The organism is Streptomyces roseolus, assembly GCF_014649855.1.
Classification (GTDB): Bacteria; Actinomycetota; Actinomycetes; order Streptomycetales; family Streptomycetaceae; genus Streptomyces; species Streptomyces roseolus.
The window spans coordinates 174,367-198,594 of the sequence record NZ_BMTV01000001.1 but is presented as its reverse complement, the minus strand read 5'-3'; the positions used below and the strand labels follow the sequence as shown (position 1 = coordinate 198,594).

The window sequence follows — 24,228 nt, the reverse complement described above, 5'->3', positions numbered from 1 at the left end:
GGCGGCCCGCGGGACCCCGGGGCGGGGTCGTCCGGGTGGCCCGGCCGGGGTTGCCCGGGCCGTCGGAGCGTGGATGTAATGGCCGTGAGGGGGCCTTCCGGAGGAGGAACCCCATGCGTGTCGTCGAAGTGACCGCCTACGGCGGACCCGAGGTCCTCCGGGCGGTGCGCCGCCCGGAGCCGGACCCCGCGGACGTTCCGGGGCGGGTCCGGGTGCGGCTCAGGGCCGCCGGGGTCAACCAGGCGGACCTCAAGATCCGCTCCGGCCGTTACGCCGCCGCGCTCGGCGCGCTGGCCCCGCCCTTCGTGCTCGGATACGACTTCGCGGGCACCCTGGCCGACCCGGCCCCGGGGCTCCCCGAGGGCACCCGGGTGGCCGGTTTCGTGCCCTGGGTGGAGGACGGGACCGGCGCGGGGACGTACGCCGAGACCGTCCTGGTGGAGCCGGAGTGGCTGGCCCCCGTCCCGGACGAGGTGGACTTCACGGCGGCCGCCTCCCTGCCGCTCTCCGCGGTGACCGCCGCGCAGGCGCTGGACCTGATGGCGCTGCCGGAGGGCTCGACGGTCCTCGTCACCGGGGCGAGCGGGGTGGTGGGCCGGTTCGCGGTGCAGCTGGCGGCGCGGGCCGGCCACCGGGTGGTCGCCCTCGGCCACGGCGACGACGCGCACGAGCTGCGGGTCCTCGGGGCCGACGCGGTGGTGCCGCGCGGGACGCCGGCGGAGGCGGTCGCCGGGGTGCTCGGCTCCGCGCCGGACGGGGTGGACGGGGTCTTCGACGCGGCGCTGGTCGCCGATCCGCTGCTGCCGGCCGTCAAGGACGGCGGGGTCTTCGTCTCCGCCTCCGGCGAGCGGGTCCCGGTCGCCGAACGGGGCGTCCGGGTGGACGCGGTGACCGGCCGCCCCGACGCGGCGCTCCTGAAGGAGCTGCTCGGACTGGTCGGCACGGGCGGCCTCGCGACCCGGGTGGCCGACGTGCTGCCGCTGGAGTCCGCGGCGGAGGCCCACCGCCGCGCGGAGGCGGGCCACCGCCCGGGCCGCATCGTCCTGATGATCTGAGGAGCCGCCGTGCCGAGGATCTGAGACATCGGCCCCGACGGCCCGTCAGAAACCTTTCTTCCGCCCCCTGGTGACCCGGGTCCCAGGGGGCGAATCCTGGTCTAGACCTTGACAGGTACAGACCAGTGCCGCTTCGCTGGCCTTCCCCCCACCGGAAGGACGACAGCGCATGCGACGTCTTCTCGCCCTGCTCGCCGCCCTGTGTACGGCGCTCGGGCTCGCGATCCTGCTCCCCGCCACCGCCGGCGCGGCTCCCGCCTGCGTCACCGCCTGGAACTCGGGCCAGGTCTACACCGGCGGCATGACCGCCTCGTACAACGGACACAACTGGTACGCGAAGTGGTGGACGCAGAACGAGCGTCCCGGCTCCACCGACGTCTGGCGCGACGAGGGCGTCTGCGGCACCGGCGGAGGCGGCGGCACCCCCGACCCGTCCGGATTCGTGGTCACCGAGGCCCAGTTCAACCAGATGTTCCCGAACCGGAACCCCTTCTACACGTACGCCGGCCTGGTCGCCGCCACCAAGAAGTACCCGGCCTTCGCCGGCACCGGCAGCGACACCGTGAAGAAGCAGGAGGCCGCGGCCTTCCTCGCCAACGTCGCCCACGAGACGGGCGGACTCGTCCACATCGTCGAGCAGAACACCGCCAACTACCCGCACTACTGCGACGCGAAGCAGCCCTACGGCTGCCCGGCCGGGCAGGCCGCCTACTACGGCCGCGGCCCGATCCAGCTCTCCTGGAACTTCAACTACAAGGCCGCCGGCGACGCCCTCGGCATCGACCTGCTGAACAACCCCTGGCGCGTCGAGCGCGAGCCGGACGTCGCCATGATGACCGGCCTCTGGTACTGGAACACCCAGAACGGCCCCGGCACCATGACCGCCCACAACGCCATGGTCAACGGCGCCGGCTTCGGCCAGACCATCTGGGCCATCAACGGCAGCCTGGAGTGCAACGGCGGCAACCCCGCCCAGGTCCAGAGCCGCGTCACCAAGTACCAGCAGTTCACCCAGATCCTCGGCGTCCCGGCGGGCGCGAACCTGTACTGCTAGCGGCACCGGCGCCCTACCCGCTCGTCCTGACCACCCAGGTCAGGGCGAGCGCGGGCGCGAACGCCCCGACGAAGGCCGGCAGCCGGGCGAACCCGGCCACCGGGAACTCCAGCGCCACCGGCAGCAGCAGCACCATCCCTGCCAGCAGGATCCCGAGGGCCGGCAGGTGCACCACCGGCCGGAAGCGCCGCACCCGCCGCACCGCGGACACCCCGAGGTGCGACTTCAGCATGCAGCCGGCGACGATCGCCCACGGCCACACGAAGAACACGGCCAGCCAGGTCACGGTCGCCCCGTCCAGGCCGACCCGGTCCTGCTCGCTCACCGGTCCGTCCGGCGCCCCCGGCGCGTAGTACACCGCCAGCTCCGTGCCCGGCGCGGGCGGCTCGGGCGCGGTGGAGTACCCCTTCACGGTGACCTCACGGGCCCCGTCCCGGAACGGCACCCGCACCACGACGTCGGTCAGGTAATACGGGTCGTTGTCCTCGCCCTTCGGCACGTACTCCGGCTTCCCCGCCAGCCGCACCACCGGCACCCGGTGCTCCCCGTACCCGGCCGCCTCCATCCGCTCCTCCCACTGCCCCCGCGCGCTGCTCGGCGTGAAGAGCAGGAGGAGCGCGGTCACGGTGGACACCGGGACCCCGAAGGCGAAGAGGTACGGCAGCACCCTGTTGTCCGGCCGCCTCTTGCGCGGCGGCGCGTCGAGGGGCCCCTTCCCCCGCAGCCGGTACGAGGCCGCCACCCAGCCCGCGGCGCACAGCGCCGACACCCCCGCCAGCGCCACCTCCGGCACCAGCGGCGGATACGCGGACACCTGCGCCGGCGCGCACAGCACCGCCGCGACCGCGGCCCCGACCGTCCCCCACCCGAAGGCCCTGGTGGCGGCACCGCCCCCCGACGTGTCCATGACGCGCAGCTCGTTCCGCCGGTTCAGCCGTTCAGTTCCGCGAAGGCGGCCGGGTCGGAGTGGTGGAACAGCCGGTACCAGGCGTCCCGCTTCCCCTCGTACGCGCCGAGCCGGCCGAAGATCTCGCGGGCGAAGGCGACCGGCTCGGTCGGCCCGGCGGTGATCAGGTCCCCGTCGGTGACCGCGTCGGCCTCCACGTACCGCTCCCCGCCCGCGTACCCCGTGGCGGCGAGGTAGAAGGACGCGGCGCTGGTGTGCGCCCGGTCGTCGAGCAGGCCCTCCCGGGCGAGCCCGGCGGTGGCGCCGCAGATGGCGGCGACCGGCACCCCGGCGTCCAGGAACGCGCGGGCGGCGGCGGTGAAGGGGGCGAGCTCGTCGCCCTCGTCGTACTTCTCGGCCCCCGGGAGGATCAGCAGCGCGCTGTCCTCGGTCCGCAGGTCGGCCAGGGCGAGGTCGGGGACGATCCGCACCCCGGCGATCGTGGTGACGGGCTTCCCTGCCTCGGCGCCGACGGTCCGCACGGTGAAGCCGTCCCGGGCGAGCCACGCGGTGGCGTGCCCCGTCTCCCAGTCGGCGAGGGTGTCGTACACGGCGAGGTGAACGGTCCTGGAGGTCATGACGGCAGGCTGTCGCGCCCGACCGCGCCCTGTCCACCGGAATCCGCGCACCGCCGCGCGGAAACCGCCCGCCGCCGCCGGAATCCGCGTCGGAAGCCGCGCCGGAATCCGCAGCCGCCGTCCCGCAGAGCACAGTGTCGCGTCCGGCGCGTTCTCGGTGGACAAGATGGTGATGGCCGTCCCACCTGCGGTTCCTTACAGTGCGGAGGCATGACCCCTCATGTCGTACCCGATCCCCAGGCCGGTGCCGCCGTCAAGGCCGCGGACCGCGCGCACGTCTTCCACTCCTGGTCCGCCCAGGGCCTGATCGACCCGCTCGCCGTGGCCGGCGCGGAGGGTTCGTACTTCTGGGACTACGACGGCAACCGCTACCTCGACTTCACCAGCGGCCTCGTCTACACCAACATCGGCTACCAGCACCCCAAGGTGGTCGCCGCCATCCAGGAGCAGGCCGGGAAGCTCGCGACCTTCGCGCCCGCCTTCGCCGTCGACGTCCGCTCCGAGGCCGCACGCCTCATCGCCGAGCGCACCCCCGGCGACCTGAACAAGATCTTCTTCACCAACGGCGGCGCCGAGGCCGTCGAGAACGCCGTCCGGATGGCCCGGCTGCACACCGGCCGCCACAAGGTGCTCTCCGCCTTCCGCTCGTACCACGGCGCCACCTCCACCGCGATCAACCTCACCGGCGACCCCCGCCGCTGGGCCTCCGACACCGGCTCCGCCGGCGTGGTGCGCTTCTGGGCGCCCTTCCTCTACCGCTCGCCGTTCTACGCCGGGACCGAGGCCCAGGAGTGCGAGCGCGCCCTCGCGCACCTGGAGGACACCATCGCCTTCGAGGGCCCCGGCACCATCGCCGCGATCATCCTGGAGACCGTCCCCGGCACCGCCGGCATCATGACCCCGCCGCCCGGCTACCTCGCCGGCGTCCGCGAGATCTGCGACAGGTACGGCATCGTCTTCGTCCTCGACGAGGTCATGGCCGGCTTCGGCCGCACCGGCAGGTGGTTCGCCGCCGAGCACTTCGACGTCGTCCCCGACCTGATGACCTTCGCCAAGGGCGTCAACTCCGGCTACGTGCCCCTCGGCGGCGTCGCCATCAGCGAGGAGATCGCCGCCACCTTCGCGACCCGCCCCTACCCCGGCGGCCTCACCTACTCCGGCCACCCGCTGGCCTGCGCCGCCGCCGTCGCCACCATCGAGGTGATGGAGGACGAGAAGGTCGTCGAGCACGCCGCCCGCATCGGCGAGACCGTCCTCGGCCCCGGCCTGCGCGCGCTCGCCGAGCGCCACCCGTCCGTCGGCGAGGTCCGCGGCATGGGCGTCTTCTGGGCGCTCGACCTGGTGAAGAACAAGGAGACGCGGGAGCCGCTCGTCCCCTACAACGCGGCCGGCGAGGCCAACGCGCCGATGGCCGCCTTCGGCGCCGCGGCGAAGAAGAACGGCCTGTGGCCCTTCGTCAACATGAACCGCACCCACGCCGTCCCCGCCTGCAACGTCTCCGAGGACGAGGTCAAGGAGGGTCTGGCGGCCCTCGACGCGGCCCTCGCCGTCGCCGACGAACACACGGTCTGACCGCCGGCCCACCGGGGCGCGCGACGGGCCCCGCCCCGTCGGCGCACCCCGGCGGGCCCCCGGGGCCCGGTGTCCCCGGGGGGTCTAGCCGCTCTCCGGCGCGCCGCACCGCGTCGGGCCCGGCAGGAGGGAGAGCAGCCGGGCGAGGGCCTGCTCGGACGGGGAGCCCGCCTCGGCGCTGAAGACCACGGCCCGCTCGCCGGAGCCCGAGCGGTGTTCCAGGGTGACGACGGACAGCTCCATGCGCCCCGCCACGGGATGGTCGAACGTCACCGGGCCGCAGGCGTTCCGGGGCCCGGGGCCCGCCGACGCGGCCGATGCCCGCCACCACAGCTCGGTGAACTCTGCGCTGTTCTCGGTCAGTTCGGAGATCAGGCCGGTGAGCCGGCGGTCCGTCGGGTACCGCTCGGCGGCTCCCCGCAGCGAGGCGGCCACCCCGGCCGCCGGCCGGTCGCGTCCCCCGAAGAGGGCGCGGGTGCGGGGGTCGAGGAAGACCATCCGGGCCAGGTTGGGCCGGACGACGAGATACGCGGCGGGGCCCGGCTGGGGCGCCGTGCCGCGCAGGTGCCAGGCGAGCAGCGCGCTCCCGAGCGGGTTCCAGTCCAGGACGTCGTGGCGGTGGTTGAGCACCACCGCGGGCAGCGACGGCATCGAGGAGGCGACGCGCCGCACGGCGTCGGCCCCGTCCTGGCCCGCGGCCTGGTTCGCGAGCCAGTAGAGGTGTGCCCGCTGGGTGTTGTCGAGGAGCAGGGCGCGGGCGATCGCGTCCAGGACGGCGGGCGAGACCCGCCGCACCCGGCCCTGCTCGATGCGCGCGTAGTAGTCGTGACTGATCCCGCCCAGCAGCGCCACCTCTTCCCGTCTCAGGCCGGGGACGCGGCGCTGGGACGTGCCGGGAGGCAGGCCGACCTCCTCGGGCGTGACGAGACAGCGCTGGGACCGGAGGAAATCGCCCAAGCGGGCTGCGTCATTCATGGAAACACGGTTCCACGGGCATGTAACGCCCCGCCAGCCCCCAGCCTGCCCCTATGGATCATTCCTTAATCCGGCCATGCGCGGCCGCCGGTTCATTCCTCCAGGAGTGAGGCGAGCGCCGCTTCCGAGGAAGATCCGGATTCTGCCCGGTAGAGGACGATGCACTGGTCAGCGGCGTCCGGGAGCCGAAGCGTCTCGAACGACAGCGTCAGCCGTCCCACCTTGGGGTGATGCACGGACCGGGTGCCGTGGGTCTTGTCCCAGACGACATGTCCGGACCAGATCTCGGCGAACTCCGGACTCTTGTCGTTGAGGCGGTGAATGAGTGCGGAAAGCTGCGGGTCACCCGGATATCGGCCCGCCATGACCCGAAGATATCCCGCCAATTCGTGGGCCTCGTCCATCCAATGCGGATAGAGCGCGCGGGACCCCGGCTCCAGGAACACCAGTTCGGCAAGGTTGGGCAGGCCTCCGCCACGGGTGGGCAGGTCTCCGTCGCGGACGGCCGGGTCGAGGTCGATGTGGCCGGAGAAGAGGATCCGGGCGAGCCGGTTCCACGCCAGGATGTCGACCCGGCGCCCGAGCAGGACGGCGGGCCCGTTCTCGTAGGCCGCGATCATGCGGGCCACGGCCGGCCGGGCGCTCTCGGTCAGGGGCTGCGGATTCCTCGGCGCCGGGCCCGAGCGGGCGGCGAGGTCGTGCAGATGGGCCCGTTCGTCCGGGCTCAGTCGCAGGGCGGTCGCCAGGGCGTCCAGAACCTCGGGAGAGGCGGTGCCGTTCTGCCCCTGTTCGAGGCGGGTGTAGTAGTTGACGCTCACCCGGGCGAGCTGCGCCACTTCCTCCCGCCGCAGTCCGGAGACCCGCCGCCGCTTCCCGGCGTCACCGGTCAGCCCGACGTCCTCGGGACTCAGCCGGCCGCGCCTGATCTGCAGGAAGCGCCCGAGCTCCAATTCCCCCGTCGCCTTCTTCATGGATGACCGCCTCCTCAGCCGTCGACGCGTGTCGGGCGCGGCCGGCCGGTGCGCGAAATCCATGCGCGGGGGAAATCCCCCGTCGATCTTGATCCGAGGGGCGGTAAGTACGGCCGGCCCGACGGGCCGGTGGACGGGTTCGTTCCCGATGGCATATTCACGAGCCGCGTCAAATGCCACGGTCTCCGCAAGGCGAGCCCCATGTGATTCCCCCTGTTGTCCTGCCGGGCCGGGTCGGTTGCCCGTTGAACTTTCAGGTCCCGAACTCGGCCCCGGTGATTCGGTTGTCCGGCGATCATAGCAAGTGGCCGAAGTTCATCAAGTCGGGTTGTCCCGACGGCAGTTACCGGAGATGACGAGGGGGTTCCCGGAAACCGAATGATTGATATTCCGGGAATCAATCATTCCCTCGTTCCGATCCGCACGGCTCGGGCCCCTGGCGGGGGAGGTACCAGGGATCCGGGGAACAGGGGCGCCGGGGAAGGCCGGCGACACCCGCCGGCCGGCGCGCCCGCGGCCGTCGGGCGGGAGGCGAATCGCGGCGGATATCCGGGCAACCGACAGGTGGAATACCGGATATCCGCCGCCTCCTCGCGGACTACTTCGCGAGGAAGTCCTCGAGCAGCGTGGCCAGCGCGATGGGCGTCTCGACCATGGGGTAGTGCCCCGAGTTGCCGATGACCGCCAGCTCGCCGTGGGGGTAGTGCTTCATCCAGGTCTCGTTCATCGCCTCGGCGGTGACCGCCGGGTCGTTCTCGCCCACGACCACGAGGGCCGGCACCTCGGCCCCGGTGATCCGGGCCGAGAAGTCCGTGGTGCGGAAGGAGTCCAGGTAGCTGCGGAAGGCGACCGGGCCGACCGCCTTCATCGACGCCTCCGCCCAGGCGTTCACCCAGGTCGACGAGAGCTTGTCGCCCGTCGTCAGGTTGATGACGATCCGGCGGTTCTCCACCTTGTGCGCCGCCTCGGCGAACAGCGGGAAGTCCTCGTCCGGGATCGGCATGCCGGAGGCCGGCACCGGGCTGAGGCCGATCAGCTTGCGCACCCGGTCCGGGGCCTTGAGCAGCACCTGCTGGGCCGGCTGGCCGCCCAGCGAGTGGCCTATCAGGGAGAACTCCTGCCAGCCGAGGTGGTCGGCGAGCGTCAGCACGTCCGAGGCGATCTCGTCCGTGCTGTACGTGCCCGCCTCGTCGAGCGCGTCGCTGAAGCCCCGCGCGTCCATGAAGGCGTAGCTGAACCGGCTCCCGTCCAGGTACGGCCACCAGGCGCTGAAGGTCTCGTGCCCGCCGAACAGCGAGTGCAGCACGATCACCTTGTGCGGGCCGTCCCCGACGACGCGGGCGGGCGGAACGTAGCGGCCGGTCACGGCCATGGTTGCCTCCAGGGGAGTGCCGGTGGACCGGATCGCCCGGTCGGTGTCATGGTCGGTGGCGGGCTGGGGCAGCAGCAGGCGCCCGAGCTCCGCGTGCAGTTCGTCGAGGTCCTCGCGGTGTCCGTGCAGGACGATGTGGCCGTCGGGGCGGACCAGGTGGAAACCCGGCCGTCCGCAGTGCAGTTCGCGGGCCGCGCGCCGGGGGAGGTCGGCCTTCCGGCCCCGCCCGCCGCGGCGCGCCGCCGCCGCCACGTCCACCACGCGGACCGCGCGGCCGAAGGGCTGCGCGAGCCGGCGCACCGCCTCGGCGAGGTCCGCCCCGGCGGCCCGCCGGGGGTCGGGGGAGACCAGCACCGCGAACGGACCGGGGTCGGCTCCGGGGCCGGCCAGGCCCAGCTCGACGGCGAGTTCACGGGGCAGGGCCGCCCCTTCGCGGGCGTGCCGGCGCAGCGTGGACCTGAGCGAGCACCAGCTGGTGCGGTGCGCCCGCTGCCCCCGGGCGGCTCCCGGCGCGGGCGCGTACACCCAGCGCCGGCCGGCCGCGACCGGCAGGTAGAAGCGGTCGAGGGCGCGGGTGCGGTCGAGCGCCTTCATCGCCGTGTCGCGCAGCAGGACCTGGCCGGTGCCGGTCCACATGGCCGCGCGGGTCTGCAGATCGGTGTCGCGGACCACGGCGTCGGCCACCGGGGCGCGCTCCGGGGTGTACGTGGCGAGCAGCTCGGGCCTCGCGTGCCCCCGCACCACCGAGGCCAGCTTCCACGCCAGGTTCTGCGCGTCCTGCATGCCCGTGTTCAGGCCCTGGCCGCCCATCGGGCTGTGCGCGTGCGCCGCGTCCCCGGCCAGGAAGACCCGGCTCAGCTGGAAGGAGGCGGCGCGCCTGCGGTGCAGCCGGAAGGTGGTGACCCAGTCGGGGTCGACGAGGCGCAGCCCGCCGGGGCCGCGCATGTCGACCAGGCGCTGCATGTCGTCGAGGGTGCCCTCGGTGAGTCCGGCGGGCGCGTTGGTGAAGAAGCGGTACAGGCCGTGCGGCTGCGGGACGATCGCCAGGACGCCCAGCCGGGACTGGTGGTAGTGGATCTCGTCGGGGGCCAGCGGGTTGTTCTCGATGCGGGCGTCGGTGATGAGGAAGCGGTTCTCGTACGTCGCCCCCTCGTAGGCGATGCCGAGCTGGTTGCGCACGGCGCTGGCGGCACCGTCCGCGCCGATCACCCAGGGCACGGTGAACCGCTCGACGGAGCCGTCGGAGTGTTCGAGGGTGGCGGTGACGTCGCCGCCGGGCGCGATGGCGCCGGAGAAGTCGACGCCGTGCAGGGCGAGGAGCCGCACCCCGCGCTCGATGGAGCCGCCGAGGCCCTTGAGCCCGGCGGTGAGGATCTCCTCGGTGCTGCGCTGGGGCAGGCAGTACGGGGCCATGCCCTCGGTCATCCGCATCCGGGACACCGGCTGCTTCTCCGAGTAGTAGGTCATCCGGCGGAGCTCCACGGACACGTCCCGCAGGTGCTCCGAGAGGCCCAGGTCCTCGAGGATGTCGAGGGTGCGCGGCCAGACGAGCATGGCCTTGGAGTAGACGCTCGGGCCCGCCGCGGAGTCGATCAGCCGCACCCTGACCCCGCGCCGCAGCAACTCGCAGGCCGCGGTGAGTCCGGTCGGGCCGGCGCCGACGACGAGCACATCGCACTCGTTCTCGTTCGACATGGTGGTCTCCTGCGTGCTCGCGGATCGGGTCGGCTCAGTGGAAGGCCAGGGAGATGGCGTAGCTGTCCTCGTGCATGTGGTAGCGGGTGATCTTCCCGTCGGTGACGCGGAGTTCGAGCGCGAACTCCGAGGCGAAGCTCTTGCCCGTCGCGTTCACGCGGTACCGGAAGGAGCCGAGGACGACGGCGAGTTCGCCGTCGACGAGCGTGTGGGCGGTCTCGAAGGACTCGGGGGTCATGTGCGCGCCGGCCATCTCGAAGAAGGCGCGGACGTCGGAGCGGCTCTTCCGCGGGCCCATCCACGGGATGAGCGCGGTGTCGCCGGGGGTGAACCAGTCGACCGGCTCGGCGATGAACTCCAGGGCGCCTTCGACGTCGCCCTTGCTGACGCGGGCGAAGAACGCCTCGACGGTGGAACGGGTGTCTGCGGTCATGGCCGGAACGGTACGCACGGCATCGCGTCACGAGACAGACCCGGCCAGTGGTACCCACGGCGGCCATATGAAGGGGCGGGTACTGGCTCGCCTTCGGTTCTTCCCCGGATGCTCGACGCCTAATCAACCGACAGGAAGCGAAAGGCCTCTCATGTCAACGATCAACCAGTCCGGGGAGACGCTGGAGGGACGGCCGCCGGCGGCGACGCCGCCCCCGGCGCCGGCCGACGGGAAGATGACGCGCCGTCAGACAATGGTGCTCTTCCTCCTCCTCGGCGCCCAGTTCACCCTGGCCGTGGACTTCTCGATCATGAACGTGGCCGTCCCCGTCATCGGCCGTGAACTGCACTTCTCCCAGGAGAACCTGCAGTGGATCGCCACCACCTTCGCCCTGAGCGCGGCCGGCTTCAGCCTGCTGTTCGGCCGCATCGCCGACCTCGTCGGCGCCCGCAAGGTGTTCCTCGCCGGCCTCGCCCTCCTCACCGTCGCCTCCCTGCTCGGCGGCCTGGTGGACTCGTCGGGGCCGCTGCTCGCCGCCCGCGTCGCCCAGGGCCTGGCCACCGCGATGGTCACCCCCGCCGGCCTGGCGCTGCTCACCACCTCGTTCCCCGAGGGCCCGCTGCGCGACCGTGCCCTCGGCCTCAACGGCGCCATGCTCTCCGCCGGATTCACCTGCGGCGCCATCCTCGGCGGCCTGCTCACCGACGTGCTGAGCTGGCGCTGGGGCTTCTTCATCAACGTCCCGATCGGCGTCCTGCTGATCGTCGTCGCCCCGATGCTCCTCGCCAAGGGCGAGGTGCGCCGCGGCGGCAAGCTGGACATCCCCGGAGCCGTCACCGTCAGCGCCGGCCTCATCGCCCTCGTGTACGGCATCTCCGCGGCCGGCCAGTACGGCTGGGCGAACACGACCACCCTGGTCTCCCTGGCCGTCGGTGTCGTCCTGCTGATCGCCTTCGGCCTCATCGAGCTGCGCGCCCCGGAGCCGCTGGCCCCGCTGCGCGTCCTGGGCCTGCGGAGCGTGACCTGGGGCAACATCGGCGGCGCCGCCACCTTCATCGGCTTCACCGCCATGATCTTCCTGATCACCCTGTACCTCCAGGACGTGCTGGGGTACTCGGCGATGGCGACCGGACTGACCTTCGGCGTGCTCGGCGTCGGCGCCTTCCTCGGCGGCGTCACCGCCCCGCGCTGGATCGGCGTCCTCGGCGGCAGCAGCGCGGTCCTGGTGGCCGGCCTCGTCGTCCAGGGCATCACCGTCGGCGCGCTGTACTTCGCCGGCGACGCCCGCGGCTGGCTCTACGCCGTGCTCGGCCTGGCCTTCCTCAGCAGCTACGCCCACGTCGTCGCCATCGTCGGCTTCATGGTCACGGCCACCTCCGGCCTGCCCGACGAGCAGCAGGGCCTGGCCACCGGCATCACCACCCTGACCCAGCAGGTCAGCATCACCATCGGCATCCCGATCATGAGCGCCATCGCGGTCGCCCAGATCCGCGCGAGCGGGGACTCCTCCGCCGAGGCCGCCACGCTCCACGGCATCAACGTCGCCATCCTCGCCAACGGCCTGATCCTGATCGCCGTCGGCCTGCTCGTCGCGCTCTTCGTCAAGCGCCGCGCCGCGGCCGGCACCGACTGACCGGACGGCACCCCCCGAACCCGCGGCCGGGGTCCACCCCCGGCCCCGGCCGCGGCCACCGGCACCCCCACCGCTCCGTTCCGTCCCGCTCCGCTTCCGCCTTCCGCCTCCCGCGCGAGAGGAGAACGATGAACCACCCTCCCGAATCCGGGGCGTTCCCGGGCGACGGCACCGACGTCCTGATCGTCGGTGCGGGACCCACCGGGCTGATGCTCGGATGCGAACTGCGCCGCCGAGGCATCGAGTGCACCGTCATCGACCGCGCCCCGGACGTCGACCCGCGGACGCGCGCCGTCATGGTGCACGCGGCGAGCCTGGAGGCCCTCGAGGACCTCGGCCTGCGCGCCGGACTGGAACGGCAGGGGGTGCGCCAGCGGCGCATCGCCTTCCACCTCCACCACGGCGCCGTCCACACCGTCGAGTTCGCCGGACTCGACACCCCCTACCCCTACTACCTCAACGTCCCGCAGCCCGCGGTGGAGCGGACGCTGGCCACGGCGTTCACCGAGCGCGGCGGCCGGCTGCTCCGCTCGGTCCGCTACGAGGACCACAGGACGGACGGGCCCGGCGGACAGCTCCTCGTCGAACTCGCCACCGCGCACGGCACCTTCACCGTCCCGGCCCGCTACCTGGTCGGCGCGGACGGCGCGGGCAGCGACGTCCGCCGGCGACTCGGCCTCGCCTTCGACGGCATCACCTACCCCATGAGCTACCTCCTCGCCGAGGGCAGCCCCCAGCAGGCGGTCGACCCCGACACGTCGGCGATGTACGTGGGCCCCGGCGGCGCCGTCTCGCTGCTGCCCCTGCCCGGCGGTCTCGTCCGCGTCGCCGGCCCCGCCGCCCCCGAACTCCTCGGACGCGACGAGGGGGTCACCGGCGCCGCGTTCGCCCGGGCCGTCGACGCGCTGGGCTTCGGCGCCACGCTCCGCCTCGCGCGCACCGACCGGCTCGCCCACTACCAGGTGCACGAGCGGCTCGCCGCCGGCTTCCACAGCGGCCGGGCCGTCCTCGCCGGCGACGCCGCCCACCTCAACTCGCCCGCCGGCGGCCAGGCCATGAACACCGGCTTCGCCGACGCGACCGCCCTCGCCTGGCGGCTGGCCGCCCTCGTCGAGGGCCGGGCCGGCGACGGCGTCCTGGCCGACTACGCCCGGGAGCGCCGCCACGCCGCCGCAGAGGTGGGCCGGGCCACCAGCGCCATCGGCCTGCTCCAGGCCATGCGGGAGGCGACCACCCAGGACCTGCACCGGCGCGTCCGGGAGTCCCTCGCCGGATACGCCGAGGCGTGGAGCCAGCTCTACACCACGTACGCCGAGCGGCCCGCCGACGCGCTGCCGCGCCGGGAGACGCACCAGCTCGTCCCGGGCGCCCGCGTGCCCGGCCACGTACCCCACCCGAGCCGTCCCGTCGCGCTGTTCCGCCCCGGCGTCCGCCCGGAGGCGTACCGTGGGGCGCTCCCGGCGGGCACCCGCGGCCTGGCCCTGTCCACCCGCCAGTCCGCCTGGCTGCCCGCCGGCGCGGACGCGGTCCTGGTCCGCCCGGACCGGCACGTCGCGGCCGTCCTCGCCCCGGACACGCGCCGGCCGGACGGCACACCGGACCACCGACGAGAGGAGGTGGCCGCGTGAACCGGGCCGCCCCGACCATCCCCGGGACCGAGATCGTCACGATCGCCGGCACCGGCAGCCACCTGCCCGAGCGCGTCGACGTCGAGAAGGCCGCCGAAGCGTACGACCCGAGCGGCGAAGGCGACCGGATCCGCGCCACCGGATACGCCACCGTCTGCGCCGAGGAGACGCTCTACCCGGCCGACATGGCGCTCCGCGCGGCCCGCGACGCCCTGTGCGCCGCCCGCGTCGAGGCGCGGGAACTCGACCTGGTCGTGCTCACGTCCATACACCGCCACGGCCACAAGCGGCTGTGGGCGCCGGCCTCCTGGCTGCAGTCCGAACTCGGCTGCCCGCAGGCGCTGCCGCTCACCGTCAACCAGGGCTGCAACGCCCAGATGCTCGTCCTCGACATGGCCGCCGGATTCCTCCGGGGGCGCGGCCGCGGCACGGCCCTGGTCGTCGCCGCCGACCGGTTCGGCTCCTCCGGGTTCGACCGCTTCACCGCCGACTACGGCATCGTCTACGGGGACGGCGCGGCCGCCGCCGTCCTCACCTCGCAGCCCCCGGGGAGCGACCGCCGCGGCGGCTGGCGGATGCTGCGCCGGCACACGGTCAGCGCCCCGCACCTGGAGGGCCTGCACCGGGACGAGGCGCCCGCGCCCGAACGGCCCGAGCTGCTGGCGGCCGAGCACGACGTCCGCTCGGCCAAGCGGCGCTACCTGGCCGAGCGGGGCAAGGACCAGCTGCGCGACAGCACCCGCGCGGCGGTCCGGGAGATCCGCGCCGCGCTGCTCCCGGACGGCGACGACCCGGCCCTGCGCCACGTCGTCTACCCCAACCTGGGGCTGCCGCTCCTCACCGAGAACTACTTCCCCGAGTTCCCCGGCGGCCGCGACCGGTCCCTGTGGGACTTCGGCCGCACCGTCGGCCACCTGGGCACCGGCGACCAGATCGCCGGTCTGCACCACCTCACCGACCAGGGCGGGACGGCGCCCGGGGACCGGGTCCTCCTGCTCGGCGCCGGCGCCGGCTTCACCTGGACCGGCGCGCTCCTGGAGCGGGCCGCTTGAGTCCGGCCCCGTCCCGTACCGCGGCCCACACCGAACCGTTCCACCCCGAGAACCACGTCACGTCCCATCCCACGACAAGGCAGGTTCCTTCCATGACCGCAACGCTTCCCGAGGCGCCCGAACTGAGCTACGCGCGCACCGTCGACCGCGGCCTGGTGCACCGCGACTCGGTGGGCGAGGTGTTCCTCACCGACCTGAAGCCGGTCGACGACACCGGCTACCTCGCGGGCGCCCAGCTGCCCCGCTCGCACGCCTACTACGGCGACCACCTGCTCCGCCCGAGCATGTACGACCCGGTGCTGCTCCTGGAGGCCTGCAGGCAGTCGGCCCTGGCCGGCGCGCACGCCTTCTACGGGGTCCCCACCGGCCACAAGTTCATCCTCACCCACCTGCGCATCCACCTGACGCGCCCGGAACGGATCGTCGTCGGCGCGGCGCCGTGCGCGATGACCCTGCGGGTCACCGTCTCCGGCCACCGCAGGCGCGAGGGCCTGACCACCGGCCTCGACTACGACATCGACATCGACGTGCGGGGCACCGTCATCGGCCGCGCCTCGGTCGGCCTGCGGTTCAAGTCCCCCGAGGACTACCTGGCGCTGCGGCTGCGCAACCGCGACGGCAAGGCGCTGCCCAGCTCGGACGCCTACCCGCACACCGGCCGCGGCGGCTCGGTCGAGCCGTACCGCGTCGGCCGGAAGAACAGCGACAACGTCGTGATCGACCACGCCGCGCGGGAGGGCGCCACGGCGGAGGCGCTGCTGCGCGTCCCGGGCGACCACCCGAGCATGTTCGACCACCCGCAGGACCACCTGCCCGGCATGGTGCTCGCCGAGGCGGCCCGCCAGCTCGCCCTGTTCGGGGCGCTCGAAGTGCACGGCATGTCCCCGTCGCGGACCTTCCCCACGGACCTGTCGGTGGTCTTCAGCCGCTTCGGCGAGCTGGAGCACGCCACGGAGCTGACGGCGGAGGTCGGCGAGGTCCTCCGGTCCGACCGCGACGCCGCCGGGGCGTACTACACGCAGGGCGGACTGGTGGAGCTGGGCGAGGACGGCGGCGAGGGCGACCGGGCCGGCGTCGACCAGCTCCGGGTGCGGGTCGACGCCCGGCAGGACGGCGAGTCGATATGCCTCTTCGGCCTCGGCTTCTCGCGCCTCGGGGACCTGGGCTGATGGCGGGCGGGAACGCCCGTCCCGGGGCGGCCTTCTTCGACGTCGACGAGACGCTCGTCCGGGTCAAGAGCATGTTCTCCTTCCTCCGCTTCCACCTGGCCCGCCGCGGCGAGCCGGACGGCACGTACGACCGCCTGACGGCGGGACTGCACCGGGACGCGGCGCGCGGCGTCCCCCGCGCGGAGATCAACCGCGACTACTACCGGCTGTACGCGGGCGAGCGCCGGGCCGAGCTCGCCGAGACCGGCCGGGCCTGGTTCGACGCGCTGCTGACGGGCGGCGACGTCTTCCTGGGCGAGACGGTGGCCCGGCTCGAACGGCACAAGGAGCGGGGCGAGTTCGTGGTCCTGCTGTCCGGCTCCTTCTTCGCCTGCCTGGACCCGGTCCGCGCCCACCTCGGGGCCGACTGGGCGATCGGCACCCGCCCCGTGGTCCGCGCCGGCGTGCTCACCGGCGAGGTGGTCACCCCGATGATCGGGGACGCCAAGGGCCGGGCGGCGCGCGCGGTCGCGGCCGTGCGCGGACTGGACCGGGCCGCGTGCACCGCCTACGGCGACCACGCCACCGACGCCGAACTGCTGGCCTTCGCCGGGCAGGCGGTCGTGATCGGCGACGACCCGGTGCTCGCCGAGCACGCCGCACGGCGGGGCTGGGAGCGTCTGGCGACGGCCCCGGCCGCCGCCCCGGCGCCGGAACCGGCGGCGAGCGGCATCCGATGAGCTTCCACCCACCCTCAGGAGAGGCCATGCACAACCCCATCGGGATCGTGGGCACCGGCTCCCGGCTGCCCGAACAGGTGGTAGGCAACGAGGAGATAGCCCGCGCCGCGGGAGTCTCCGACGAATGGATCGTGCGCAAGACCGGCATCCGGGAACGCCGCCGGGCGGCCCCGCACGAGGCCACCTCGGACCTCGCCGCCGAGGCCGCGCGGGCGGCCCTCGCCCAGTGCGGCCTGAGCCCGGCGGACGTGTCCTACCTCGTCGTGGCCACGTCGACGCCCGACCACCCGCAGCCCGCGACGGCCGGCATCGTGCAGGACCTGATCGGCGCGCGGCGGGCGGCCTGCTTCGACATCAACGCGGTGTGCAGCGGCTTCGTCTACGGCCTGTCCGTCACCGAGCGGATGCTGCGCGCGGACGGCGGCGACGGGTACGGCCTCGTCATCGGCGCCGACGTCTACTCGCGGATCCTCGACTACTCGGACCGCAGGACGGCGATCCTCTTCGGCGACGGCGCGGGGGCCGTCGTACTGGGGCCCGTGCCCGCGGAACGCGGAATCCTGCGGACCGACCTGCGCACCGAGGGCGGCGCGCACGGCCTGATCAGCGTGCCCGCGGGCGGCAGCCGGCGGCCCGCGTCGGCCGAGACCCTGGAGGACGGCGGGCACTTCTTCCGCATGGACGGGCGGGGCGTGCGCGCGTTCGTGAACGAGCGCCTGCCCGCCGCCGTCCGCGACCTCCTGGAGCGCTCGGGCACCCGGGGCGAGGACGTCGCGCACCTCGTCCCGCACCAGGCCAACGGCGTCATGCTGGCCGAGGTCAGGCCCCGGCTCGGGCTCGGCGCGGCCGCCATGCACCTGTCCCTGGAGCGGTACGGCAACACGGGCGCCGCGTCCGTGCCCGTCACCCTCGACGAGGTGCACCGCGCGGGCCTCCTCGACGAGGGCGACCTGCTGGTGCTCACCGCGTTCGGCGGCGGGATGTCGCTGGGATCCGCCCTGGTCAGCTGGGCCCCGACGGCGCACGCCGGGGCCGCCTCCGTCGCGGCCGGCGCCGCGCGGCCGTCCGCCGGGCGGCGCGGGGGGCTGATCCCCCTGCTCCCGGCGGGCCTGTAGTCCCGGGGCCGCCCCCGGTCGTGCCCTGCGCCCTCCCGACCCGTACGCGCGTACGAGTCGGGAGGGCGCCGTCACGCGCGTACGGACCGGCAGGGCACCGTCACCTGCGCTCAGGCCGGGAGCCAGCCCTCCGCCGCCGCCAGCGCCAGCGCCGCCTCCTCGAACCGGGCCGCCACCGGTGCGAGCGGGCCGTCCGGCAGCGCCAGGTGGATCCGCTGCGGCGGCGCGTCCTCCAGCGGGACCCAGCGCAGCCAGTCGGCCAGCCCGTCCCGGGACGTCTCCGGCACCAGGCCGACCGCCTGCCCGTCGCGCAGCAGCCGCTGGGTGGGGTCGAAGGCCATCGGCCGCTCCACCAGTTCCGCCCGCAGCCCGACCCGTACGAACATCCCGACGAGGGCGTCGTACGCGGTCGGGTTCGCCTCCCGGGCGTGGACGAGCACGGGGTACGCAGCCGCGTCCGCCAGGCGCGCCGACGCGACGCCGGCCAGCGGGTGGTCCTCGGAGACCAGCAGCCCCTGTGCCGCCTCGCGCAGCAGCCGGGTCCGCACCCCGTCGACCGGGGGCGAGTCGCGGACCACCCCCGCGTCCGCGCGGCCCTCCCGGATCGCCTGCGCGATGGCCGGCGTCCGCGTCATCTCCGCGCTGACCCGGATCTCCGGATGGCGCTCCGCCAGGGCCTCCACCAGCTGCGGCACCGTCCCGTACCCGGTGGTCGCGCTGTAGGCGAGCCGCAGCGGCCCCCGCTCGCCGCGCCCCGTGCGCCGGGCCGCCTCCCACACCTCCTCCAGCGCCTCCAGGGCGGCGGGACCGCGTTCGAGGGCGGCCCGGCCGGCCTCGGTGAGCTCGACCGTCCGGGTGGTGCGGGTGAGCAGCCGGACGCCGAGCCGGCTCTCCAGGAGGCGGATCTGCGCGCTCAGCGCGGACTGCGCGATGTGCAGCCGCTCGGCGGCGCGCGTGAAGTTGCGTTCCTCGGCGACCGCGAGGAAGTAGCGCAGCAGCCGGGCGTCAGGAGTCACCGGGCCAGGCTAGGTGCCGCCCCCATTCATCACCAGTGCTTCTGGATCCATCGCCGACCGGTCTTTCCCTCACCCGGCCGCCCGTTCCTAGCGTGGGGGGCATGACCCTGACACCCCTTCCCGAGGCCGTCCGCGCCTACGTCGGCACCCCCGAAGGACCCGAACTGCGCAAGGTCGCCCTGCCGCGGCCGACACCCGGCGAAGTCCTGGTGCGCGTCGGCGCGTTCTCCGTCAACCGCGGCGAGCTGCGCCTCTTCGCCGAGCGCGCCGAGGGCTGGCGCCCCGGCCAGGACCTGGCGGGCGTCGTCGTCCAGGAGGCCGCCGACGGCACCGGACCGGCCGCCGGCACCCGGGTCGCGGCGATGGCCGACTTCGGCGGCTGGGCCGAGTACACCGCCGTCCCCGTCGACCGGCTCGCGCCGATCCCCGAGGGCGTCGCCGTCGAGGAGGCCGCCACCCTCGGCGTGGCCGGCCTGACCGCCCTGCGCGCGCTGCGCCGCGGCGGACCCCTGCTCGGCCGCCGCGTGCTGATCACCGGCGCCAGCGGCGGCGTGGGCTCCTTCGCGGTGCAGCTCGCCGCCGCCGAGGGCGCGGAGGTGACGGCGCTGCACGGCAGCCGTCGCACGCTCGACCTGGCCGCGCTCGGCGCCCGCCACGTGATCACCTCCCCCGACGAGGCCGAGGGCCCCTTCGACCTGATCCTGGAGTCCGTCGGCGGGGAGGTCCTGACCGCCGCCCTGAAGATGCTCGCCCCCGTCGGCCACTTCGTCCTCCTCGGCACCTCGTCGGGGCGCACGGCGGCCCTCTCCATCTCCTCCTTCGTCCCGCACGCCCGCCAGACCCTGCACCCCTTCTGGGTGTTCGGCTCCGGCGAGTCCGTCGCGGAGGACCTCGGCCTGCTGCTGCGCACGATCCGCGACGGGCGGATGCGGCCCGTCGTGGCCCGCACCGACGACTGGGAGCGGCTGCCCGAGGTGATGACCGCCCTGCGGGAACGCCGGCTCGCGGGCAAGGCCGTCCTCCTCGTCGGCGGCGCGTCGTGACCGCGCCGGCCCCCGCCCGCATCGCCGTCGTCTCGTCGGGTTTCGCGGCCTCCACCGGCCGCCGGGTCGCCGGCCACGCCGCCGGCCGGGGCCACGACGTGCGCTTCGTCGACGACGTCGAGGACGCGGCCGCCCTGCGGGCCGCGCTGCGCGACGCGGACGCCGTCGTCCTCGTACCGAAGCGGGGCGACCCGGTGCGCCACACCGAGCACGCCACCCGGCTGGTCCTCGCCGAGGCCGCCGTCCGTCCGGCGCCGCCGCACCTCGTGCTGCTGAGCTCCTTCGCCGTCGGCCACGGCGCCGCCCACCCGCTCAACCGGACCGTCGCCACCCTGCTGCCCGCGCGGATCGCCGCCGAGCGGGCCCTGCGCGCGGGCCCCGCGCCCCACACGATCGTCCGGCCCACCTGGATGACCGACGATCCGGCCGGCTCGCACGCCCTGACCCTGACCCAGCACCCGCGCACCGACGGCATGATCTCCCGCGCGGACCTCGCCGCCGCGATGGTCGCCGCCGTGGAGGAGCCGTCCGCCCGCGGCACGACCTTCGCCCTCTTCAACGAGCCGGGCGAGCCGCTCACCGACTGGGACGCGGCCTTCGCCGGGCTGCGCCGGGACGCCGAGGGCGCCGACGCCGGCCCCGACCGTGAGGAACCGTCATGACCGACCTGCCCGCGGCCCAGCACGCCTGGGAGGGCACCTTCCTCCACGACGAGGAGGGCCGCCCCCTCGCGCCGCGCTTCCACCGGCTGCTCCTCCTCGACCTCACCGGCGGCGCGCCCACGGCCGCCGACGCCGCGCACCTGGAGTCGGCGCTGCGCACCCTGGAGGGCGAACTCCCCTACGGACCCCAGGGGTTGCTCACCTGCCTGGGCTGGGGACCCGGTTACTTCGAGGCGTACACCGGCGTCCGGTCCCCGGTGAACCGGCCCGTCCCGATGGCGCGCTGGGAGAACCCGCGCCTCGAGTCCTACGACGCCTGCCTGCACCTGGCCGCCGACGACGAGGCCACCCTCGCCGAGGTCACCGGCCGGCTCTTCGGCGACGGCCCCCTCGACCAGCGGGACCGGCTGCGGCTGGCCGAGGTCCGCACCGGGTTCGTCGGCCGCGGTCTGCCCGCCGCCCGCCGCCCCGGCTCCGGCATACCCGACCGCGCGCCGCTGATGCTCGGCTTCCACTCCGGGCTGCGCGGGAATCAGGCCCCCGAGGAGCGGATCTCCGTCGCCTCCGGCCCGCTGCGCGGCGGCACCACCATGCACGTCAGCTACATCGAGCTCGACGTCGACAGCTGGTACGAACAGGACGCCGACACCCGCAGCGCCCTGATGTACTCGCCGCGCGTCGGCGCCGACGAGGCGGAGAAGCTGGTCGACGACGCCACGAGCGACGCGGACAGCCTGCCGCGGGTGGCCGCCGACCACGGCCGCGTGGGCCACGCCCAGGCCACCGGCCGCGCCCGCCTCGCCGGTGTCCCGCGCATCAACCGCCGGGACTTCGCGACCCTCGACCACGGGGTGCCGGGGACCCACTTCGTGTCGCTCCAGCGGACCATGGAGGACTTCAACGCCACCCGGGCGACGATGAACGCGGCCGACGCCCCGACCCACGACGGCCGCATCGGCGTCCGGCGGCGCAACGGCATCAACGCCTTCATGGAGGTCCGCAGCCGCGCCACCTTCGCGGTGCCCGTGCGCCGGGACCGCGCCTTCCCGTTCCTGGCGCCGGACCCCCGCTGAGGGCCCGGCGCGTGGGCGCGGGCCGCGGGCGGTGCCGGGCCCGCCGGGGCCGGCCGACCCGGATCCGGCATCCGTTAGAGTCGTGCGGAACCTCACGGAGGGGCTCCCATCCGCATGCCCGGCACGTCCGCGAACAGCGCCGTCACCCGCAGCACCCTCAGCCGGCAGATCGCGGACGCGCTCCGTGACGAGGTCCTCGCGGGGCGTCTCCAGCCGGGCCAGGAGTTCACCGTCAAGCAGATCGCCGAGCAGTACGGCGTCTCCGCCACCCCCGTCCGCGAGGCCCTCGTCGACCTCTGCGCCCAGGGCCTGCTCGACTCCGACCAGCACCGCGGCTTCCGCGTCCACCGCTTCTCGGTGGCCGACTACCGGCAGATGGTCGAGGCCCGGATGCTCGTCGCCGACGGACTCTTCCGCGGCCACACCCCCCGGGCCCGGGCGGCGCTCCACGAGCCCGACCCCGGCCTCGGGGTCGTCCTGGTGTCGATCCGCCGCCGGGGCGAGGCCGCCGCCCGCGCCGCCCTCGCCGGCGACCTGGACGTCCTCATCGGCTACGACCTGCGGTACTGGCGCGAGCTGTCCCGTCTCGTCGCCCGCAACGACCCCATCGCCGACTTCCTGCACCGCCTCCGCGTCCAGGCCTGGGCCTTCTCCGTGCCCCACCTGCGCGCCGAGCGCGCCCTGCACGGCTGGCTCTGGTCCGGCCACATCGACCTGATCGACGCCGTGACCCGCGGCGACGCGGAGTCCGCCATCGGGGTCGTACGCGCCTACAACGCGCACGCCCTGGAGTGGGCGGACCGCCTGGAGGCCCGGACCGGCCGGTGACCCGCCGCCGGGTTGAGGCCGCGCTTCCCGGGGCAGGCCTCCCACGGGTGGGCGTCGTCGGCACCGCCGACTACCCTGGCCTCCCCGGAACTGACGGAGAGCGAGCCTCCCTTGGCCTGTGACCTGTGGCTGGTCCCCCTCGTCGACGTGCTGTGCCACAGCCCCGACAACCCCTTCGCCGAAGACCTCGCCGCCTACGACGCCGTGCTGAGCGCCGCCGGCCAGCCGACCGTGCCCGTGTACGCGTACATGCCCGGCCTCTCCGGCGACGTCGCCCCGGTCGCCGGCTTCGACTACGAAGCCCTGCACTTCCTGCGCCGGGCCTATCTGCTGGCGATCTGCGGGCTGCCGGTCGAGCCGGTCGGCGAGCTCGGCGGCGACTACGAACAGCTCCTGGAGATGTTCGAGGCGACCGCCCAGCAGTCCCACCTGGTCTGGCACTACGACCACGCGGGCGCCTATGTCCCGGTCGACTTCCCGGTCCCGCTCTCCAACGACGAGCTCCTGGAGGGCGGCGGCCCGCTCGGCTCCTCCTACGGGCTGCTGAGGGAACTGGAGTTCGTCGCCCCGGCCCTCGGCATCGACCCGATGAACCCGCCGGCCGCCCCGGCGCCGCCCGCCCGGCCCACCGGCCTGGAGGAGCCCGCCGCGCCGGTGCCGTACGACGACGGCCCCTTCGCCCGCGAGCGGCACGTCTGGCTCGGGCTGCACGCGGCGGCGACCCGCAGCCTCGCCCAGGGTTCGATGATCATGCTCAGCTAGACCGTCCCGGCGCCGCCCCGGGGGCCCTCAGCGGGTCTCCGGGGGACGCTGGCGCGGCATGTTCGGCCGGGTGCCCGGCGGCAGCGGGAAGCGGCCGGCCGGATGCGCCGCCTCCGGCCGGGCCGGTACGACCCCGACCGACTGGAGCGCCAGCGGCGCCGGACCCGAACGGAACTCGACCATCCAGTCCGCCGTCTCCGCCCGGACCAGCTCCGTGATGTCCTCCGAGAAGCGCCGCAGCACCCCGAGGCACCGCTCGGCGGCCTCGCTGGCGGTGCCCTCCGTCGGCCCGAGCACCTCCCGCACGCTCTCCGAGGCCCAGTCGAACTGGAGGGCCTGGAGCCGGCGCTGCACCGCCTGCGCGGTCGCCACGTCCCTTATCCACCCCGAGGTCAGCCCGAAGTACCGGTCGCAGGCCATGCAGGCGGCGCCGAGCAGCAGCGACAGGTAGCCCCAGCCCGCCGTGCCCTCGGCGGCCCCGGTCAGGTCGAGCAGCGGCAGCGCGGCCCCGGCGATCACGCCCAGCGCCGTGCCGGCCCGCAGCACGCGGGCGGCGCGGCGCTTCCACACCCGGTCCGAGAGGTACCACTCGGCGGTGCGCAGGGCGCCTGCCTCCACCCACCGGTAGAGCTCGTCGAGCCGCTCCGCGGGCTCGCCCCAGTCGCCCAGGGGGAAGGGCTTCCCCGTCAGATCTCTGGGGACGTCTTCCCCGGGCTGCCCCGGCGGCTGCATCTCCGGCTGGTGGCTCACCGGGGGACTCCTCTGCTCAGCCCAGCGTTCGTGGCGCTCGTGTCCTTCTGTGACGTGCGGTGCACGTGGTGCCTGCCCTTCCTACCGCCGAATGGAGGGCGGCGGGCCCGGAATCCCGGGATTTCCG

22 protein-coding genes are annotated in these 24,228 nt (G+C 74.4%); 14 read left to right on the top strand and 8 right to left on the bottom strand.

Translation table 11 applies throughout. From position 1 onward, the window contains the following. Positions 1-113 precede the first annotated feature (113 nt). Together IE245_RS00895 and IE245_RS00890 are read left to right on the top strand one after the other, a co-directional pair. Entirely contained in the window at positions 114-1,055 is a 942-nt protein-coding gene (locus IE245_RS00895) for an NADP-dependent oxidoreductase (protein WP_189944611.1), read from the top strand. A 169-nt stretch (positions 1,056-1,224) separates the two neighbouring features. After that, positions 1,225-2,109: a glycoside hydrolase family 19 protein gene (locus IE245_RS00890; protein ID WP_189944610.1), complete on the top strand. Its 885-nt coding sequence runs from the start codon at positions 1,225-1,227 to the stop codon at positions 2,107-2,109. Positions 2,110-2,122: 13 nt separating this feature from the next. On the opposite strand, the gene IE245_RS00885 is transcribed toward IE245_RS00890, so the two are convergent. Both IE245_RS00885 and IE245_RS00880 read right to left on the bottom strand, forming a co-directional pair. Further along, on the bottom strand, positions 2,123-3,016 hold the full coding sequence (locus IE245_RS00885; RefSeq protein ID WP_189944609.1) for a hypothetical protein: 894 nt from the start codon (positions 3,014-3,016) through the stop codon (positions 2,123-2,125). A 23-nt stretch (positions 3,017-3,039) separates the two neighbouring features. Continuing rightward, positions 3,040-3,633, bottom strand: coding sequence for a DJ-1/PfpI family protein (locus IE245_RS00880; protein WP_189944608.1), 594 nt, complete (start codon positions 3,631-3,633; stop codon positions 3,040-3,042). 210 nt (positions 3,634-3,843) lie between these two features. Between IE245_RS00880 and IE245_RS00875 the strand changes: the two genes are divergently transcribed. Continuing rightward, positions 3,844-5,205, top strand: a complete 1,362-nt coding sequence (locus IE245_RS00875) for an aspartate aminotransferase family protein (protein WP_189944607.1) — start codon at positions 3,844-3,846, stop codon at positions 5,203-5,205. A gap of 84 nt (positions 5,206-5,289) precedes the next feature. On the opposite strand, the gene IE245_RS00870 is transcribed toward IE245_RS00875, so the two are convergent. The 4 genes from IE245_RS00870 to IE245_RS00850 all read right to left on the bottom strand — a co-directional run bounded on the left by IE245_RS00870 (position 5,290) and on the right by IE245_RS00850 (position 10,651). Next, a complete protein-coding gene (locus IE245_RS00870; RefSeq protein ID WP_189944606.1) occupies positions 5,290-6,180 on the bottom strand; it encodes a helix-turn-helix domain-containing protein in 891 nt (296 codons plus the stop codon). A gap of 92 nt (positions 6,181-6,272) precedes the next feature. Then, complete coding sequence (locus IE245_RS00865; RefSeq protein ID WP_229851018.1) at positions 6,273-7,331, bottom strand: helix-turn-helix transcriptional regulator; 1,059 nt, start codon at positions 7,329-7,331, stop codon at positions 6,273-6,275. A 418-nt stretch (positions 7,332-7,749) separates the two neighbouring features. Continuing rightward, the gene (locus IE245_RS00855; RefSeq protein ID WP_229851017.1) at positions 7,750-10,218 is read right to left on the bottom strand and encodes an alpha/beta fold hydrolase; all 2,469 of its coding nucleotides are present in this window, start codon (positions 10,216-10,218) and stop codon (positions 7,750-7,752) included. A 34-nt stretch (positions 10,219-10,252) separates the two neighbouring features. Then, positions 10,253-10,651 (bottom strand): nuclear transport factor 2 family protein, encoded by a 399-nt coding sequence (locus IE245_RS00850; protein ID WP_189944605.1) that lies wholly within the window; start codon positions 10,649-10,651, stop codon positions 10,253-10,255. Positions 10,652-10,802: 151 nt separating this feature from the next. Here IE245_RS00850 and IE245_RS00845 point away from each other — a divergent pair, with 151 nt between their 5' ends. The 6 genes from IE245_RS00845 (at position 10,803) to IE245_RS00820 (ending at position 17,967) form a co-directional block, all read left to right on the top strand. Then, positions 10,803-12,284 carry an MFS transporter gene (locus tag IE245_RS00845; protein ID WP_229851016.1) on the top strand — a complete coding sequence of 494 codons (1,482 nt, stop codon included), beginning with the start codon at positions 10,803-10,805 and terminating at the stop codon, positions 12,282-12,284. A gap of 128 nt (positions 12,285-12,412) precedes the next feature. Beyond that, positions 12,413-13,912 (top strand): FAD-dependent oxidoreductase, encoded by a 1,500-nt coding sequence (locus IE245_RS00840; protein WP_189944604.1) that lies wholly within the window; start codon positions 12,413-12,415, stop codon positions 13,910-13,912. After that, a complete protein-coding gene (locus tag IE245_RS00835; RefSeq protein ID WP_189944603.1) occupies positions 13,909-14,964 on the top strand; it encodes a ketoacyl-ACP synthase III family protein in 1,056 nt (351 codons plus the stop codon). Before IE245_RS00840 ends, IE245_RS00835 begins: the two co-directional genes overlap by 4 nt. A gap of 92 nt (positions 14,965-15,056) precedes the next feature. Further along, positions 15,057-16,133 (top strand): ScbA/BarX family gamma-butyrolactone biosynthesis protein, encoded by a 1,077-nt coding sequence (locus IE245_RS00830; RefSeq protein ID WP_189944602.1) that lies wholly within the window; start codon positions 15,057-15,059, stop codon positions 16,131-16,133. Beyond that, positions 16,133-16,852 carry an HAD family hydrolase gene (locus tag IE245_RS00825; protein ID WP_189944601.1) on the top strand — a complete coding sequence of 240 codons (720 nt, stop codon included), beginning with the start codon at positions 16,133-16,135 and terminating at the stop codon, positions 16,850-16,852. Before IE245_RS00830 ends, IE245_RS00825 begins: the two co-directional genes overlap by 1 nt. Positions 16,853-16,878: 26 nt before the next feature. Beyond that, positions 16,879-17,967: a 3-oxoacyl-ACP synthase III family protein gene (locus IE245_RS00820; protein WP_189944600.1), complete on the top strand. Its 1,089-nt coding sequence runs from the start codon at positions 16,879-16,881 to the stop codon at positions 17,965-17,967. A gap of 110 nt (positions 17,968-18,077) precedes the next feature. Here the strand turns inward: IE245_RS00820 and IE245_RS00815 are convergent, their stop codons facing one another. After that, entirely contained in the window at positions 18,078-18,983 is a 906-nt protein-coding gene (locus tag IE245_RS00815) for a LysR family transcriptional regulator (protein WP_189944599.1), read from the bottom strand. Positions 18,984-19,084: 101 nt separating this feature from the next. Between IE245_RS00815 and IE245_RS00810 the strand changes: the two genes are divergently transcribed. From IE245_RS00810 to IE245_RS00790, 5 genes are all read left to right on the top strand, one after another. Further along, positions 19,085-20,026 (top strand): zinc-binding dehydrogenase, encoded by a 942-nt coding sequence (locus tag IE245_RS00810; protein ID WP_189944598.1) that lies wholly within the window; start codon positions 19,085-19,087, stop codon positions 20,024-20,026. Further along, positions 20,023-20,688, top strand: a complete 666-nt coding sequence (locus IE245_RS00805; protein WP_189944597.1) for an NAD(P)H-binding protein — start codon at positions 20,023-20,025, stop codon at positions 20,686-20,688. Before IE245_RS00810 ends, IE245_RS00805 begins: the two co-directional genes overlap by 4 nt. Beyond that, on the top strand, positions 20,685-21,761 hold the full coding sequence (locus IE245_RS00800) for a DUF7405 family protein (protein WP_189944596.1): 1,077 nt from the start codon (positions 20,685-20,687) through the stop codon (positions 21,759-21,761). Before IE245_RS00805 ends, IE245_RS00800 begins: the two co-directional genes overlap by 4 nt. Positions 21,762-21,875: 114 nt before the next feature. After that, entirely contained in the window at positions 21,876-22,589 is a 714-nt protein-coding gene (locus IE245_RS00795) for a GntR family transcriptional regulator (RefSeq protein ID WP_189944595.1), read from the top strand. Between the two features lie 111 nt (positions 22,590-22,700). Continuing rightward, positions 22,701-23,351: a putative DNA-mimic protein gene (locus IE245_RS00790; RefSeq protein ID WP_189944594.1), complete on the top strand. Its 651-nt coding sequence runs from the start codon at positions 22,701-22,703 to the stop codon at positions 23,349-23,351. 27 nt (positions 23,352-23,378) lie between these two features. On the opposite strand, the gene IE245_RS00785 is transcribed toward IE245_RS00790, so the two are convergent. Beyond that, positions 23,379-24,083 (bottom strand): SLATT domain-containing protein, encoded by a 705-nt coding sequence (locus tag IE245_RS00785; RefSeq protein WP_229851038.1) that lies wholly within the window; start codon positions 24,081-24,083, stop codon positions 23,379-23,381. Between the last annotated feature and the right edge of the window lie 145 nt (positions 24,084-24,228).

Bases quoted from the DNA above. Each gene is read 5' to 3' on its own strand.
- IE245_RS00895 (WP_189944611.1), top strand. From the start codon at position 114: ATGCGTGTCGTCGAAGTGACCGCCTACGGCGGACCCGAGGTCCTCCGG.
- IE245_RS00890 (WP_189944610.1), top strand. From the start codon at position 1,225: ATGCGACGTCTTCTCGCCCTGCTCGCCGCCCTGTGTACGGCGCTCGGG.
- IE245_RS00885 (WP_189944609.1), bottom strand. From the start codon at position 3,016: ATGGACACGTCGGGGGGCGGTGCCGCCACCAGGGCCTTCGGGTGGGGG.
- IE245_RS00880 (WP_189944608.1), bottom strand. From the start codon at position 3,633: ATGACCTCCAGGACCGTTCACCTCGCCGTGTACGACACCCTCGCCGAC.
- IE245_RS00875 (WP_189944607.1), top strand. From the start codon at position 3,844: ATGACCCCTCATGTCGTACCCGATCCCCAGGCCGGTGCCGCCGTCAAG.
- IE245_RS00870 (WP_189944606.1), bottom strand. From the start codon at position 6,180: ATGAATGACGCAGCCCGCTTGGGCGATTTCCTCCGGTCCCAGCGCTGT.
- IE245_RS00855 (WP_229851017.1), bottom strand. From the start codon at position 10,218: ATGTCGAACGAGAACGAGTGCGATGTGCTCGTCGTCGGCGCCGGCCCG.
- IE245_RS00850 (WP_189944605.1), bottom strand. From the start codon at position 10,651: ATGACCGCAGACACCCGTTCCACCGTCGAGGCGTTCTTCGCCCGCGTC.
- IE245_RS00845 (WP_229851016.1), top strand. From the start codon at position 10,803: ATGTCAACGATCAACCAGTCCGGGGAGACGCTGGAGGGACGGCCGCCG.
- IE245_RS00840 (WP_189944604.1), top strand. From the start codon at position 12,413: ATGAACCACCCTCCCGAATCCGGGGCGTTCCCGGGCGACGGCACCGAC.
- IE245_RS00830 (WP_189944602.1), top strand. From the start codon at position 15,057: ATGACCGCAACGCTTCCCGAGGCGCCCGAACTGAGCTACGCGCGCACC.
- IE245_RS00825 (WP_189944601.1), top strand. From the start codon at position 16,133: ATGGCGGGCGGGAACGCCCGTCCCGGGGCGGCCTTCTTCGACGTCGAC.
- IE245_RS00820 (WP_189944600.1), top strand. From the start codon at position 16,879: ATGCACAACCCCATCGGGATCGTGGGCACCGGCTCCCGGCTGCCCGAA.
- IE245_RS00810 (WP_189944598.1), top strand. From the start codon at position 19,085: ATGACCCTGACACCCCTTCCCGAGGCCGTCCGCGCCTACGTCGGCACC.
- IE245_RS00800 (WP_189944596.1), top strand. From the start codon at position 20,685: ATGACCGACCTGCCCGCGGCCCAGCACGCCTGGGAGGGCACCTTCCTC.
- IE245_RS00795 (WP_189944595.1), top strand. From the start codon at position 21,876: ATGCCCGGCACGTCCGCGAACAGCGCCGTCACCCGCAGCACCCTCAGC.
- IE245_RS00785 (WP_229851038.1), bottom strand. From the start codon at position 24,083: ATGCAGCCGCCGGGGCAGCCCGGGGAAGACGTCCCCAGAGATCTGACG.